The following is a 13031-nucleotide window of genomic DNA, read 5'->3' on the forward strand; positions in this document are numbered from 1 at the left end:
TGCCGGATTTCCCGATGCCGGAGCGGTCTTCGCGGGCCGGGGCCGCCGGGCAGGGCAGACACGTGCTCCCTGGCCGAAGCCGCTCGCTTCAAGACCGAGCGCAGTCACACCAAACAGCTCAAGACGCAGCGCAGTCACACCAAGCAACGACTCGAGGGAACCGCTCCCCTGACGCCGATCGCCGCCGACGCCTGAGCTGACGAACGCCGGGCGGCTCGCCGGAGCCCGGCCAGCGAAACCGTCACGGCACCTGACCCCGGCAGCCGTCCGCGGCGGAGCCAGCTCAGCTCCGCACCGGCTTCACCGGGTCGTGCCCCAGCGACATCAACCCTTGCCGCCACCCCGCGTCCCCCGCCACGGGTTCCAGGTCGTCGCGGCGCGAGGCGTGCACTCGGTCCACCACGTCGCGCATCACCTCGACGTCGTTGTCGTTCACGTCCGACTTGCGTTTGCCCAGGATCGACAGCACCTTCCGGCCGGTCGCGGGGCCCGCCCGGTCCGGCAGGGGTTCGGTTTCCGGGCCCGCCTCCCGGGTGCGCAGCCAGTCGGCCAGCTCTCGCGAGGTCATGTTCACCACCCGGTGGAATTCCGTCCACAGTTCTTCGTCCACGTGCGTGGCCATTTCGATCACCTCCCGGCGTCGCGAGTCTGGTTACCCGGACGGCGCGCGGGCAAACCCGGCAGCGTCGAGTCCACATAGGACCGTGCGCGGGCGGCGATTCGTGCCAGTGCGGCATGTCCTGGCTCCGGCGTGCCCGACCGGACGCCTTCCGCGATCGCCCGGTGGTCCTCCCACGACCGGGTGAGATCGCCGTGCTCGGCGAGTTCTTCGCGGAGCCGGTCGGCCATCAGGCGGCGCAGCGGGAGGCGGATTGCGAGCATGCTGCGCAGCAGGATCCGGTTGTGCGCGGCCTCCGCCAGCGCGACGTGGAACTCGGCATCCGCCTCCAGGAAACGGTCACGGTCGGTCAGCGCCGCCGCCATCCGGTCGACCAGATCCGTCAAGACCGCCAGCTCGGCGGCGGTCCGGCGGCGGGCGGCCAGGGCGATGATGGTCGCTTCGATCGACTCCCGGGCTTCCACCAGCTCGCGGTACTCGGCTGCGTCCGAAGCACCCAGCTGCCACGGCACGAAACTGCTGCTCTCGGGTTCCAGCACGAACGTGCCGACCCCCTGGCGCGTCTCGACCCAGCCGCGCGCCTGCAGCGTCCGGACTGCTTCGCGGACGGTCAGCATCGACACCCCGGCCGAGGCGGCGAAGTGACGCAGCGATGGCAGGACGGTCCCGGGAGGCCATTCGCCGCCGAGGATTTTGCGGGTCATCTCCTCGACCAGCGAGTCCACCACGCTCACCCGCCGCACCCGGGCCAGTTCCGGCGGCGGTCCCCTCCGTCCCGAGGTCATCGGGCCAGCGTACGGATTGACGACACTGTTTCAAACACCTAAATTCAGCACTGGGATGCCCACCGAAACTGACCTGCTCGCCGACCTCCGCGCGAACGTGCGCGGCGAGGCGCACGCCGACGTCCGCCGCCGCGCCGAGTACTCCACCGACGCGTCCAATTACCGCGTCGTCCCGCAGGTCGTCGTGCTGCCGAGGGACACCGGCGACGTCCTCGCGACTCTCGAAATAGCCCGCCGCCACGGCGTTCCGCTGACCAGTCGCGGCGGGGGCACGTCGGTCGCGGGCAACGCGATCGGGCCGGGCGTGGTGATCGACTTTTCGCGGCATCTCAACCGCATTGTCGACTTGGATCCCCGGGCGCGGACCGCGGTCGTCCAGCCTGGCGTGATCCTCGCCGACCTCCAGCGCGCCGCCGCCCCGCACGGGCTGCGCTTCGGCCCCGACCCGTCCACGCACGCCCGCGCGACGCTCGGCGGCATGATCGGCAACAACGCCTGCGGTCCGCACGCGATCGCGTACGGCCGGACCGCGGACAACGTTCGCGAACTCAGCGTGGTCGACGGCATCGGACGCCAGTTCACCGCTGGCCCTTCCGACGCGGTGCCGGGCCTCACCGAGCTGATCGACACCCGGCTCAGCCTGCTGCGCACCGAGTTCGGCCGGTTCAGCCGTCAGGTGTCCGGCTACTCGCTCGAGCACCTGCTGCCGGAGAACGGCCGGTCGCTCGCCCGCGCGCTGGTCGGCACCGAAGGCACCCTGGCAGTCACGCTGGAAGCGACCGTCGACCTGGTCGATATCTCCCCGGCGCGGTTGCTGGTCGTGCTCGGCTACCCGGACATGGCGACCGCTGGCGACGTCGTGCCCGGGCTGCTCCCGCACCGGCCACTGGCTGTCGAAGGGCTCGACGCGCGGCTGGTCGACCTGGTGCGCAACCACCGCGGCGCCGTGCCCGCGCTCCCGGACGGCGCCGGCTGGCTGATGATCGAGGTCGGCGGCGAGACGGAAGCCGAGGCCCGACACAACGCCGAGCGTCTGGTCAAAGACTCCCAGGCGCTCGACCACGTCGTGCTGGCGCAAGGTGCCGACGCCGCCGCGATGTGGCGGATCCGCGAGGACGGAGCCGGGCTCGCTGGCCGGACCCCGACCGGCGAGCAGGCGTGGCCCGGATGGGAGGACGCCGCGGTCCCGCCCGAACGGCTCGGCGCGTACCTGCGGGATTTCGACGCTCTCCTGGACGAATTCGGCTTCGAAGGACTCCCCTACGGCCACTTCGGCGACGGCTGCGTGCACGTCCGGCTCGGCCTGCCGCTCGAACGCGACCCGTCGGTGTTCCGCGCGTTCATGACCGCCGCCGCGAAACTGGTCGTCGGCTACGGCGGCTCGTTCTCCGGCGAACACGGCGACGGCCGGGCGCGCGGCGAACTGCTGCCGCAGATGTACTCGACCGAAACGATCGAACTGTTCGGCGCGGTCAAGAATCTCTTCGATCCCGGCGATCTGCTCAACCCGGGCGTCGTCGTCCGGCCCCATCCGCTCGACGCCGATCTCCGCCGCCCGCAAGCACATCCGCTCCCGGTCGTCGCGGGCGGATTCTCCTTCGCGCACGACGGCGGCGACTTCACCCGCGCCGTGCACCGGTGCGTCGGAGTCGGGAAATGCCGTGCGGACAACCGGACGGCCGGCGGTTTCATGTGTCCGTCTTATCTCGCCACTCGCGACGAAAAGGACAGCACGCGCGGTCGTGCCCGGGTCTTGCAGGAGGTCGCGAACGGTTCGCTGGTCTCCGGATGGTCGGACGACGCGGTGCACGAATCGCTCGACCTTTGCCTGTCGTGCAAGGCATGCAGCAGCGACTGCCCGGCCGGAGTAGACCTGGCGCAGTACAAATCCGAAGCCCTGCACCGGAAATACCGGAACCGGCTCCGGCCAATCTCGCATTACACCCTGGGCCGGTTGCCGGACTGGATCCGCCTGCTGCACCGAATCCCCGTGCTCGGCCCGCTCGTCGTGAACGCCCTGATGTCGATCCGGCCCGTCGAGAAGGTCCTGTTAGCACTGTCCGGAGTGGACACGCGACGTCGCGCACCGCGGTTCGCCCGTCGTTCGTTCACCCGATCCCGGCGCAGGATCCGCGAGCAGGGGCCGGAAGTGGTGCTGTGGGCGGATTCCTTCTCGGACGGCATGGACACCGAGGTCGCCGAATCCGTCGCGGCGGTGCTCGCCGATGCCGGATACCGTGTGCTCGTCCCGCCGCGGCGTCCGTGTTGCGGGCTGACCTGGATCACCACCGGCCAACTCGACACTGCCCGTCGGAAGCTCCGCGACCTCGTGCACACGCTGCGCCCGTACGCGCAGGCCGGGCTGCCGATCGTCGGCATCGAACCGTCATGCACCGCCGTCCTGCGGTCCGATCTGCTCGACTTGTTCCCCGACGATCCGGACGCCGCAACGGTTTCCGGCGCGGTCACGACGCTCGCCGAACTTCTCGCCAAGACAGAAGGCTGGCAAGCGCCTGATCTGTCCGGCGTCACAGTGGTCGCGCAGCCGCATTGCCACCACCACTCAGTGATGGGCTTCGAGGCCGACCGAGCCCTGCTCACGGCGACCGGCGCGGAACTGCGCACTCTCGCCGGATGCTGCGGTCTGGCCGGGAACTTCGGCATGGAACGCGGCCACTACGACGTTTCCGTTGCCGTCGCGGAGAATGCGCTGCTTCCGGCGCTTCGCGAAAACCCGGACGCCGTGTTCCTCGCCGACGGTTTCTCCTGCCGCACCCAAGCCGATCAGCTGGCCGGCGTGCGTGGTGTCCACTTGGCACAGCTGCTCAAGCGACGCTGACACCCGGGGTCAGCTGTCCCAGAATCCTTGGCGTTCCAGCAAAGCGACCGCGCGCTCGCCGCCGTCCGAGAAGTGCTTCTCCACAATGGACCGTGCCCGCGATGCCGAGCGAGCGCTGAGCGCGTTGAGGATCTTCCGGTGGTCTTCGTGCGCCTTGCCGGGCCAGTCCTCGTGCGCCTCGTAGAACCCATGCGACACCGTTTTCGCCAGGATGCCCAGGATCGAGACCAGCCGGCGGGAATCGGCGGCGTAGTTGATCCTGCGATGGAACTCGAAGTTCAGCCGTTCCTGTTCGGCCCGGTCCACTCCGGACTCCATCCGGTCCGCGAGATCGTGCAAGGCCTGCAAGCTTTCCGGCGACAGGTTCTTCGCCGCCCGCTCGGCGGCCAGACCGGACACGAGGCCGAACACGCGGTAATGGTCGCGGATGTCGTCGCGCGTCATCCGCGCCACGAACGCGCCTCGCCGGGCGATGTGCTCCACCACGCCCTCGTGGTCGAGCGTGATCAGCGCTTCCCGGATCGGCAGCTTGCTGATGCCGAGCTCGTCCGCCAGCGCCTCCTGGTCGATCTTCTCCCCGGCGCGCAGCTGCCCGGAGAAGACGCGTCGCCGGATCTCGTGCGCGGCCAGCGCTTTCAGGTTCGCCGGGCCGCCGCGGCGCTGTCCCGCGCCCGTGGTGTCGGGCATCGCCTCAGCCTCCCCCTCCGGCGAACGTCTTCCGGATAAAGTATTACATAAGCCCTTCTGCTCGACGCCTCCTCGTCCCTGCTGTTCGAGCGGGTTGCCCGCGGCATTCCTGATAACGTGTTCAGCCGACGGCCCCGCCCGAGACAGGATCCGAGGAACCCATGTCCGAACCGGAAGCCTGGGAACCGTACGACCGCACCACCGAAGAAGTCGTCGAACCCGGTCCGGTCGCCGCGTTGGCCGCGCTGTTCGACAACGGACTCCCCGCGCCGCGCGAAGGCGACGAGCTGCCGCCGCTGTGGCATTGGGTCGCGCTCCCGCGCTGGCCGGTGTCGTCGCGGATCGGCCTCGACGGTCATCCTGTGCGCGACGATTTCCTGCCGCCGGTGGACCTGCCGCGGCGCATGTTCGCCGGCGGCGAGGTCGTCGTCCACCGGACGCCGAAGGTCGGCGAGACAGTGCGCCGACGCTCCATTGTGGACTCTGTCACCGAAAAATCCGGCCGGTCCGGGAAATTGGTGATCGTCCAGGTGCGCACGGAACTGTCCGGAATGGACGGAACGCCGTACGTCGAGGAGCGCCAGGACATGCTCCACCGCGAAGTCGGGCCGTCCTCTTCGCCCTCGGTGCCGGAAACCGCCGCCGCATTGGAACCGGCGGGGTCGCCGTTTCGCCGGACCGACGGGCAAACCTGGGAATTCGTCACCGATCCGACGCTGCTGATGCGGTTTTCCGCGGCCACCGCGAACGCACACCGCATCCACTACGACTGGCCGTACGCGACCCGGGTCGAGGGCTATCCCGGCCTGGTCGTGCACGGGCCGCTGATGTCGCTCGCGCTGGCCGAGGTGCTGCGCCTCGACTCCCCTGCCTCGCGGGTCCGCCGGATCAGCCACCGCAACCAGGCGCCGCTGTTCTGCGGCCAGCCCGCGCAACTGCGGGTCAGCCCCAGCACCCGTTCGGTCGCGCTCGACCTGCTCGGCCCGTCCGGCCCGAGCACCAGCCTCGCCGTCGAACTGGACGAGGAAGGCGCCTGATCTGGCGGCGGCGTCCGCACCGATGGCATGGTGGCGCAGGTGTTCCGGACGACGGAGGGAAGCTGAATGAGCCGCTATGCGCAGTTCGAGAACCTGCGGGTCGACGGGCCGGACGAGGACGGCGTCATCGAACTCGTCCTGGACGCGCCGCACCTCAACGCGGTCAGCGATGCCGCGCACGGCGAACTCGCCGACATCTGGCGCGAGTTCGACCGCGATCCGGCGGTGAAGGCCGTCCTGCTGCGCGGCGAGGGCAAGGGGTTCTCCGCGGGCGGATCATTCGACCTGGTCGAGAAGCTGGCGAACGACTTCGAGGCCCGGTCGCGCACCATGCGCGAAGCGCGGGACCTGGTCTACAACGTCATCGACTGCTCCAAGCCGACCGTCTCCGCGATCCACGGCCCGGCCGTCGGCGCGGGCCTGGTCGCCGGGTTGCTGTCGGACATCTCGGTGGTCGCCGCCAACGCCAAGATCATCGACGGCCACACGCGGCTCGGCGTCGCGGCGGGCGACCACGCGGCGGTGTGCTGGCCGCTGCTGTGCGGGATGGCGAAGGCCAAGTACTACCTGATGACCTGCCGTCCGATGACCGGTGCCGAGGCGGAGCGGATCGGGCTCGTGTCGCTCTGTGTCGAAGAAGAGGACGGGCTGCTCCCGACCGCGCGGGAGATCGCGCATGAGCTGGCCAACGGCGCGCCGAACGCGATCCGCTGGACCAAGCAGAGCCTCAACCTCTGGTACCGGCAGCTCGCGGGCGCGATCTTCGACTCCTCGCTGGCACTGGAGTTCTACGGTTTCGCCGGTCCCGAGGTCCGCGAAGGCCTCGCCTCGCACCGCGAACGCCGCAAGCCGGACTTCACCCGGGTGCACGAGTCCTAAGTAGACGGTCGAACGCGGAAACTTCGGCCCGCACCGAACGGTCCCCGCGGCACGATTGCCCGGTGACCGCAACGACCTCCACCCGCAGGCAACGGCTGGCGCTGATCGCGCTGTGCCTCCCGTTTTTCATCGTCCAGCTCGACGCGACCGTGGTGAACGTCGCCGTCGAAGCGATCCGGCGCGATCTCGGCGGCGGGCTGGGCGGTGAACAATGGGTGATCGCCAGCTACACCATCGCGCTGGCCGCGGGCATGCTCACCGCGGGTTCGCTCGGCGACCGTTACGGTGCGCGACGGGTCTGCGTGGCGGGGACCGTCGTGTTCGGCGTCGGGTCCGCCCTGTGTTCGCTGGCCCCGACCCTGCCGGTGCTGATCGTCGCGCGGACGCTGCAGGGCGTCGGCGCGGCCGCGTTGCTGCCGTGTTCGCTCGCGCTGATCGTGCGGCAGTTCCCGGAACCGCGGGCCCGGGCGCACGCGCTCGGCCTGTGGGGAGGCATCGCGGCCATCGGGCTCGCGACCGGCCCGGTGGCGGGCGGCGTGCTGATCGCGCTGGCCGACTGGCGGGCGATTTTCTGGGTCAACGTGCCGTTCGCCGCCCTCGCCATCGTGCTGACCTGCAAGTATGTCGTCGAATCACCGCCGAGGGAGCGCCGCCTCGATCCGTACGGCCTCGTCCTCGGCACCGTCGCCCTGTCCGCGCTCGCCGGCGGGCTGATCCAGGTCGGCCGCTCCAGCTGGGCGCTCCCGCTGATCGCCGCCGGGGTGCTGACCGGCATCGCGTTCGTCCTGGCCGAGCGGCGCCGTCGCGATCCGATGCTGCCGCTGGCGATCTTCTCGTCCCGCCCGTTCTCCGCGGCGAGCACCGCCGGGCTGCTCTTCAATTTCTGCCTGTACGGCGCCCTGCTGTGCCTGTCGCTGTATCTGCAGGGGCCGCTGCACCAGTCCGCGTTCGCGACCGGCATGCTGACGCTCCCGCTCACCGTCGCGATCGGCATCGGAGCCACCGCGAGCGGACGGCTCACCGCCCGCTTCGGCGCCCGCGTCCCGATGCTGACCGGGTTCAGCCTCGCCGGACTCGGCGCGATCCTGCTGGCCGCGGCCGATTCCCTGCCGCTGGTGCTGATCGGCGGCGTGGTGCTGTGCTGCTGCTCGATCGCGATGCCCGCGATGACGTCGGTCGCGATGTCGACGCCGCCCGAGGAGCACACCGGGCTGGCGAGCGGGGTGTTGAACACGGCGCGGCAGACCGGTGGCGCGCTGGGCACCGCGGTGCTGGGCACGCTGCTCACGACGGGCTCGACGATGTCACTGAGCGTCCCGCTGACGGTGGCCGCCCTCGGTTATGCGGCGGCGGTCGGGTGCACTTTGCTGGCGACCCGCCGACGGGAGCTGTCGATGGCCGCTCACTGACCGTCGGGTTCGTCGTGCTGACCTGGCCCGCGCTTTTGCTGATGTCGCTGGGAAATCCGGTGCTCGCCGTCGTCGGCATGGTGGTGCTGGGCCTGCTGATCGCGGCTTACGACGGAGCCGCGGGCGCGGGTATGGCCGAGCTGTTCCCGCCGCGCATTCGCTCCGGCGCGATCGCGATTCCGTACAACATCGCGGTTTCGCTGTTCGGCGGCACCGCGCCGTACATCGCGACCTGGCTCGTCGCCGCCACCGGGTACAAGCTTTCCCCAGCTTTCTACATCATGCTCGCCGCCGTCATCACCCTCGCCACCGTGCTGCGCGGGATCCGCGAAACCGCCGGACCCCGCGCACGCTGAAACTCACGGCACGAGCAACGTCGCCCGGTGCACCAGCCACTCCAGCGGACCCCGCCGTCGCCAATGCCGCCACGCCACGGAGGCGGCTAGCATCACCGCGACCACCGTCGCCAGGAACACGAAAGAATACGGCTTCGGCACCAGCTTCAACACCGCGAAATGCGCCGCGTACCAGGTGAAAGCCATCCCGCCGGCCGCGGCGAGCGGCCACAGGGCGCGGCGGCCCAGCGGGCGGTCCAAGGCGATCAGCAGGCCGCCGAACAGCACCATCGCGACGCCGATCATGAGCACGATGCCGAGCGGGCTGGTGGCGTACAGCGAACCGTCGGTCGGCATCGCCAGGAGCACCTGCCACGGCATTCCGGGCGGCGGGGTCGTCGCGATCGCGTCGGCTCCGCCCAGCGGATTGGTCGCGATCCACGAACCCAGGATCGACGCGGTGGCGAGCACGAAACCGGTGTACAGCAAGCGGATCCGGACCTGATGCGCGCGCAGGTCGAGGCGGCCGATCGCCATTCCCGCCAACGCCAGCGGCAGGCCGTACGCGACCTGGAAACCGCCGCCGAACAGCACCATTCCCTTGAAGAACTCGCCCCACTGCTCGGGGTGGGCGAAGATCGCGAGGCCGCTCGCGGTCTCGGCACCGGAGCGCAGCCAATCGGAATGGGAATTGAACACCCAGAACGCGTAAAGCGTCACCGCCGGAACGGCGATTCCGGAAAGAACGAACAGCGTCCGCGCGCGCAGCCGGGTCAGCGGCAGCAGGAGGAGCAGGAGCACGGCGTAGTACTCGATCACCGACATGCCGTACTCGTCGATCGCCAGGCTGAGCACGAACAGCACCACCGCCCGGATCGCGAGCCTGCCGCGGGCGCGCCACCGTTCGTTCCCGGCGTACGGGGCCGCGCCGCCGGTCATCAACGCCGCGGACAGCCCGAACAGCAGCACGAACAGGCTCATCGCCCGCGACGACGTCTGCACGTTCAGCCACGTCAGGAACCCGGGCGCCTGGTCGGGCGGGCCGCCGTGCAGCCAGCCGCTGGCGAAGAAATGCTCGATGAACACCCCGACGATCGCCAGCGCGCGCACCGCGTCCACGCCCAGCAGCCGTCCCTTCGGCACCCGGGTCTCCGCCGGGTCCCGCACCGCTTCCGTCCTCATCGGACTCCTCTCTCGTGCCAGTCCCCGGCCAAGGTAGGAACGGCGGATCACCGGCTGGCGGGAATCGCGTTGCGGTGGCCCGGAGGAAACCCATCGGTCTGGTAACAGCGCTTCCCGAGCGGCGCGCGGACGGCAAAATGGCTACTGTGCAAGGCATGCGGAGGACAGCGGTCGCGGCGGTTGCGGTGCTGTCGCTCACCGCTTGCTCCGGTGTGGACGGTGTGCGCGTCGCCGGCCCCGCTCCGCCGGCAGCGGCCGCCCCGGCGCCGGCGAACAACCCGCACGGCCCGACCGTGGACGCGGTCGCCCTGCTGCGCGCGGACCCCACGGTCAGCGCGAGGACGAAGGCAGCGCTGCGACCGTGTCCGCACGGACCCATCGCCGGGTCGTATCCGGTCAGCACCGCCTATCACGAGCTGACCGGCGAGGTCGACGTCGTGGTCAACGTGTATCCGTGCGGCGCGGTCGGCGCTCCCGGCACCGGCAGCAGCGGCGCGACCGGCGTGCCGGTCAGCGCGTACCTCGGCGGCTACGTCTACACCGTCAACGGGAAACAGCTGTTCAAGCTGGAGAACTCCGGCGCGATGCTGACCGTGCTCGACGGACAGCTGGCGACCATGTCGGCGACCGGGCCGAACAACGGGGTCGCCCGCTACCGCTGGACCGGCAACCGTTTCTCGCCGGAGTGAGAGGGGACATGACGCAGGTACTGCTCGTCGAGGACGACGACGTGATCCGGGAGGCGACGCAGCTCGCCCTCGAACGCGCCGGATTCCGGGTGTCGACGGCCGCGGACGGGCTCGCCGGGCTCGAACAGTTCCGCGCGCAGCCGCCGGACGTGGCGTTGCTCGACGTGATGCTGCCCGGGCTCAACGGCGTCAGCCTGTGCCGCCGCATCCGCGAGGAAAGCCGGGTGCCGGTGCTGATGGTCTCCGCCCGCGACGATTCGGTCGACGTCGTGCTCGGGCTCGAAGCCGGTGCCGACGACTACGTCACCAAACCGTTCGACACCTCGGTGCTGATCGCGCGGATCCAGGCGGTGCTGCGGCGAAGCGGCTGGTCCGGGCCCGAGGAGGACGCGTTCGTCCGCTTCGGCGACCTCGAAATCGACCGCGCCGGGCTGGACGTCCGCCGAGCCGGGCAGCCGGTGGACCTGACCCCGACCGAACTGCGGCTGCTACTGCGTTTCGCCGAATCGCCCGGCACTGTGCTGAGCCGGGACACGCTGCTGGCGAGCGTGTGGGATTACGCGTGGGGCGGCGACACGCGCGTGGTCGACGTCCACGTGCAGCGGCTGCGCGTGAAGATCGGCCAGGAGCGGCTGCAAACCGTGCGGGGCTTCGGATACAAGCTCCGCTCCGAGCCGTGAAACTCTTCCCGGCCACGCTTCGGTGGCGGCTGACCGCGGCGGTGACCCTCGTGTCGGCCGCCGTCGCGCTGACGTTGAGTTTGTTGGTGCACCAGCAATTCGCGCGCACGCAAGCCGACCAGGCCCGGCGCGCGCAGGACGAATGGATCCAGCTGCTGCTGCGCAATCCCGGTGTCGACGGGCAGCTCGACGATCCGACCCTGCCCGCTCCCCTCCGCGACGCGGTGCGCGGCGGCAACCGAGCGACCTATTTGGACGGACCGGTTCTGTGGGCAGCCGCCGAAACCGGCGGGCACGTCGTCTCGGTGCGGGTCAGCTACGCGGCGCAAACGCAGGCACTGGCCACTTTGGACCGGGAACTGCTGGCGGGTTCGGCGGTGGTGACCGTCGCCGGGGCGCTGCTGGGCGTCGTGCTCGGCGCCGGGATGGCGCGTCGGCTGCGGCGAGCCGCCGACGCTGCCCGGGACGTTGCGAACGGCGCGCCGGCCCGGGTGCGCGACGCGATCGGCCCGCGCCCGCGCGACGAAGCCGCCGATCTCGCGCAGGCGGTGGACGCGATGGCGGATGCGTTGCAGGCACGGTTGGCCGCGGAGCAACGGGTCACTGCGGACATCGCGCACGAGCTGCGGACTCCGGTGACCGGCTTGGTGACCGCGGCCGAACTGCTGCCGCCCGGGCGTCCGGCGGAGCTGGTGCGCGACCGGGTCGCCGCGCTGCGGTCGCTGGTGGAGGACGTGCTCGAGGTGGCTCGCTTGGACACCGCCGCCGAGCGGGCGGAGCTGGCGGAACTCGATCTGGCGGAGTTCGTCCGGCGGCGGGTGCCGGACGCGGTGGCCCCGGCCGCGGTCCGGGTCCGGACGGATCCCCGGCGGCTGGAGCGGATCCTGGCGAACCTGCTGTCGAACGCGGCCAAGCACGGGGCCCCGCCGGTGACAGTCGAGGTGACGGGCCGGTGTGTGGTGGTCAGCGACCGCGGGCCCGGGTATCCGGAGGTGCTGCTTCGCGAGGGACCCGCGCGGTTCCGGACCGGCGCGGACTCCCGGGGCGGCGGGCACGGGCTGGGGTTGACGATCGCCGTCGCGCAGGCGCGGGTGCTGGGGGCGGAGCTGGAGTTCGGGAACCTGCCGGGCGGCGGGGCGCGGGCGGTGTTGCGGCTGCCGGAGTCGCCCGGATCGAGCGGTGATTGACGGAGTTCTCACGCGGCGGGCGACCCGGGGAACCTTCGTGGCGGCTGGGCCCGGCGGGGTTCGCGGCGGCCAGGCCCGCTGAACGTTCGCGGCGGGCAGGCCCGGCAGGGTTCGCGGCAGCCGGGACCGGCGAGCGTTCGCGGCGGGCAGGCCCGGCAGGGTTCGCGGCAGCCGGGACCGGCGAGCGTTCGCGGCGGGCAGGCCCGGCAGGGTTCGCGGCAGCCGGGACCGGCGAGCGTTCGCGGCGGGCAGGCCCGGCAGGGTTCGCGGCAGCCGGGACCGGCGAGCGTTCGCGGCGGGCAGGCCCGGCAGGGTTCGCGGCAGCCGGGACCGGCGAGCGTTCGCGGCGGGCAGGCCCGGCAGGGTTCGCGGCAGCCGGGACCGGCGAGCGTTCGCGGCGGGCAGGCCCGGCAGGGTTCGCGGCAGCCGGGACCGGCGAGCGTTCGCGGCGGGCAGGCCCGGCAGGGTTCGCGGCAGCCGGGACCGGCGAGCGTTCGCGGCGGGCAGGCCCGGCAGGGTTCGCGGCAGCCGGGACCGGCGAGCGTTCGCGGCGGGCAGGCCCGGCAGGGTTCGCGGCAGCCGGGACCGGCGAGCGTTCGCGGCGGGCAGGCCCGGCAGGGTTCGCGGCAGCCGGGACCGGCGAGCGTTCGCGGCGGGCAGGCCCGGCAGGGTTCGCGGCGGCCGGGACCGGCGAGCGTTCGCG

Annotated in this window: 12 protein-coding genes; 8 read left to right on the forward strand and 4 right to left on the reverse strand. The window is 71.3% G+C overall.

Annotated features, from left to right (window positions below):
• Nucleotides 1-283: 283 nt before the first annotated feature.
• Together EIZ45_RS33070 and EIZ45_RS33075 are read right to left on the reverse strand one after the other, a co-directional pair.
• The gene (locus EIZ45_RS33070; RefSeq protein ID WP_037819851.1) at nt 284-622 is read right to left on the reverse strand and encodes a DUF3140 domain-containing protein; all 339 of its coding nucleotides are present in this window, start codon (nt 620-622) and stop codon (nt 284-286) included.
• Between the two features lie 5 nt (nt 623-627).
• Nucleotides 628-1404: a FadR/GntR family transcriptional regulator gene (locus EIZ45_RS33075; RefSeq protein ID WP_134666637.1), complete on the reverse strand. Its 777-nt coding sequence runs from the start codon at nt 1402-1404 to the stop codon at nt 628-630.
• A 55-nt stretch (nt 1405-1459) separates the two neighbouring features.
• Here EIZ45_RS33075 and EIZ45_RS33080 point away from each other — a divergent pair, with 55 nt between their 5' ends.
• A complete protein-coding gene (locus EIZ45_RS33080) occupies nt 1460-4243 on the forward strand; it encodes an FAD-binding and (Fe-S)-binding domain-containing protein (RefSeq protein ID WP_134666635.1) in 2784 nt (927 codons plus the stop codon).
• 9 nt (nt 4244-4252) lie between these two features.
• Here the strand turns inward: EIZ45_RS33080 and EIZ45_RS33085 are convergent, their stop codons facing one another.
• On the reverse strand, nt 4253-4930 hold the full coding sequence (locus tag EIZ45_RS33085; protein WP_037819734.1) for a GntR family transcriptional regulator: 678 nt from the start codon (nt 4928-4930) through the stop codon (nt 4253-4255).
• 161 nt (nt 4931-5091) lie between these two features.
• On the opposite strand from EIZ45_RS33085, the gene EIZ45_RS33090 reads away from it, so the two are divergent.
• The 4 genes from EIZ45_RS33090 (at nt 5092) to EIZ45_RS33105 (ending at nt 8611) form a co-directional block, all read left to right on the forward strand.
• Entirely contained in the window at nt 5092-5967 is an 876-nt protein-coding gene (locus EIZ45_RS33090) for a MaoC family dehydratase N-terminal domain-containing protein (RefSeq protein WP_134666633.1), read from the forward strand.
• Nucleotides 5968-6033: 66 nt separating this feature from the next.
• Nucleotides 6034-6846 carry an enoyl-CoA hydratase/isomerase family protein gene (locus tag EIZ45_RS33095; protein WP_134666631.1) on the forward strand — a complete coding sequence of 271 codons (813 nt, stop codon included), beginning with the start codon at nt 6034-6036 and terminating at the stop codon, nt 6844-6846.
• Nucleotides 6847-6908: 62 nt separating this feature from the next.
• Complete coding sequence (locus EIZ45_RS33100) at nt 6909-8255, forward strand: MFS transporter (RefSeq protein WP_134666629.1); 1347 nt, start codon at nt 6909-6911, stop codon at nt 8253-8255.
• Nucleotides 8256-8269: 14 nt separating this feature from the next.
• On the forward strand, nt 8270-8611 hold the full coding sequence (locus EIZ45_RS33105) for a hypothetical protein (protein ID WP_205670124.1): 342 nt from the start codon (nt 8270-8272) through the stop codon (nt 8609-8611).
• A 3-nt stretch (nt 8612-8614) separates the two neighbouring features.
• On the opposite strand, the gene EIZ45_RS33110 is transcribed toward EIZ45_RS33105, so the two are convergent.
• The gene (locus EIZ45_RS33110; RefSeq protein WP_134666627.1) at nt 8615-9772 is read right to left on the reverse strand and encodes a DUF418 domain-containing protein; all 1158 of its coding nucleotides are present in this window, start codon (nt 9770-9772) and stop codon (nt 8615-8617) included.
• Nucleotides 9773-9927: 155 nt separating this feature from the next.
• Here EIZ45_RS33110 and EIZ45_RS33115 point away from each other — a divergent pair, with 155 nt between their 5' ends.
• The 3 genes from EIZ45_RS33115 to EIZ45_RS33125 are packed head-to-tail and all read left to right on the forward strand — an operon-like array spanning nt 9928 to nt 12328.
• The gene (locus tag EIZ45_RS33115; protein ID WP_134666625.1) at nt 9928-10461 is read left to right on the forward strand and encodes a hypothetical protein; all 534 of its coding nucleotides are present in this window, start codon (nt 9928-9930) and stop codon (nt 10459-10461) included.
• 8 nt (nt 10462-10469) lie between these two features.
• Nucleotides 10470-11141 (forward strand): two-component system response regulator CseB, encoded by a 672-nt coding sequence (cseB, locus tag EIZ45_RS33120; protein WP_037819745.1) that lies wholly within the window; start codon nt 10470-10472, stop codon nt 11139-11141.
• On the forward strand, nt 11138-12328 hold the full coding sequence (locus EIZ45_RS33125; protein ID WP_134666623.1) for a sensor histidine kinase KdpD: 1191 nt from the start codon (nt 11138-11140) through the stop codon (nt 12326-12328). Before cseB ends, EIZ45_RS33125 begins: the two co-directional genes overlap by 4 nt.
• The last annotated feature ends 703 nt before the right edge of the window (nt 12329-13031 follow it).

Source organism: Amycolatopsis sp. CFH S0740 (genome assembly GCF_004522315.1).
GTDB lineage: Bacteria > Actinomycetota > Actinomycetes > Mycobacteriales > Pseudonocardiaceae > Amycolatopsis > Amycolatopsis nivea.

What these genes read in the sequence shown, in the direction of transcription:
- EIZ45_RS33095 (WP_134666631.1), top strand. Translation starts at nt 6,034, where the DNA reads ATGAGCCGCTATGCGCAGTTCGAGAACCTGCGGGTCGACGGGCCGGAC.
- EIZ45_RS33075 (WP_134666637.1), bottom strand. Translation starts at nt 1,404, where the DNA reads ATGACCTCGGGACGGAGGGGACCGCCGCCGGAACTGGCCCGGGTGCGG.
- EIZ45_RS33080 (WP_134666635.1), top strand. Translation starts at nt 1,460, where the DNA reads ATGCCCACCGAAACTGACCTGCTCGCCGACCTCCGCGCGAACGTGCGC.
- EIZ45_RS33115 (WP_134666625.1), top strand. Translation starts at nt 9,928, where the DNA reads ATGCGGAGGACAGCGGTCGCGGCGGTTGCGGTGCTGTCGCTCACCGCT.
- cseB (WP_037819745.1), top strand. Translation starts at nt 10,470, where the DNA reads ATGACGCAGGTACTGCTCGTCGAGGACGACGACGTGATCCGGGAGGCG.
- EIZ45_RS33090 (WP_134666633.1), top strand. Translation starts at nt 5,092, where the DNA reads ATGTCCGAACCGGAAGCCTGGGAACCGTACGACCGCACCACCGAAGAA.
- EIZ45_RS33110 (WP_134666627.1), bottom strand. Translation starts at nt 9,772, where the DNA reads ATGAGGACGGAAGCGGTGCGGGACCCGGCGGAGACCCGGGTGCCGAAG.
- EIZ45_RS33070 (WP_037819851.1), bottom strand. Translation starts at nt 622, where the DNA reads ATGGCCACGCACGTGGACGAAGAACTGTGGACGGAATTCCACCGGGTG.
- EIZ45_RS33085 (WP_037819734.1), bottom strand. Translation starts at nt 4,930, where the DNA reads ATGCCCGACACCACGGGCGCGGGACAGCGCCGCGGCGGCCCGGCGAAC.